This is a genomic window from Alcanivorax sp. HI0083, assembly GCF_001635175.1.
Genome location: NZ_LWFX01000058.1, coordinates 1 through 1,095, shown reverse-complemented (window position 1 = coordinate 1,095; position 1,095 = coordinate 1). Strand labels below are relative to the sequence as shown.

Below are 1,095 nucleotides of genomic sequence, written 5' to 3'. Positions count from 1 at the left end.
TGCCACCCGGCTTCAACCAGTCATGAATACGCGCCATCAACGTTTTGTGATTGCGCATGTGCTCAAACATTTCCACCGACACCACCCGATCGTAGGGCTGCTGCGGCTGATACACAGAGGCATCCGCGGTGATCACATCCACATTATCCAGNCCCCGCTCTGCAGCGCGCCCGAGAATAAAAGCACGCTGGGACGACGAATTGGAAATCGCGGTAATCCGGCTATTGGGATACTGCTGCGCCATCCACAACGTCAGCGATCCCCAGCCACACCCCATTTCCAGCACATCCTGGCCATCTTCCAGCTCTGCCCGCTCACAGGTCATCGCCAGCATCACCCGCTCTGCCTCTTCCAGGGTACTTGAGGGATTCGGCCAATAGCCGCTGGAATACTTCAGGTACGGCCCCAGCACCTGCTCATAGAAGCGGGCATCCACTTCATAATGCTGCTCATTGGCCTCGTCCTGGCCCACCGCAACAGGCCCCTGTCGCAAGGCCTCTTCGAACGTCTGGCGGTTACTGCGTTGTTTTTCCTGTTCAAGGCGCTGCCCCAGCAGACGACGAATACCAAAACGCACCAGTCCATCGGGCAGCAGCCCCGATTCCGCCATTTGAATCATCATGATTTGGGTCTCCAGGGAAAGAACGCACTCGTCGTGCGCTGATAATCACGGTAGTCATCGCCGCGGGATTTGAGCGCCTGTTTTTCGGTATAGGGGATGCCTGTGGCGAACCACAGGAATACGAACATGGCCAGGGGCAACAACCACAGCCAGCCCGCGTACGGCGCACCGATGGCCATCACGGGGTAACTGACCCAGTGCAACCACTCGCAGAAATAGTTGGGATGGCGACTGTAGCGCCAGAACCCTTCACGGCAGGTCTTGCCTTTGCTGTCAGGCCGCTTTTTGAAATCGGCCAACTGCTTGTCTGCCAGGGCTTCCCCGGCGATGGCCAGCAAACCGACAACAACGCCCAGCAAAACCAACGGGGGCGCAAACTGATCCTGCTCGCCCACCACCCAGAACGTGAGCGCAAAACCCCAGGCCAGTAGCGCCTGGCCCCAGAAGAAAACCAGGAACACAGGCTGCGCTTT

At 58.3% G+C, this 1,095-nt stretch carries 2 protein-coding genes; both read right to left on the bottom strand.

Annotated features, from left to right (window positions below):
* On the bottom strand, window positions 1-622 hold a 622-nt coding region (locus A3754_RS00640; RefSeq protein ID WP_156496643.1), incomplete at its 3' end, for a cyclopropane-fatty-acyl-phospholipid synthase family protein.
* Window positions 619-1,095: DUF1295 domain-containing protein (locus A3754_RS00635; protein ID WP_156496642.1), on the bottom strand; the 477-nt coding region annotated here is incomplete at its 5' end. The genes A3754_RS00635 and A3754_RS00640, both read right to left, overlap by 4 nt.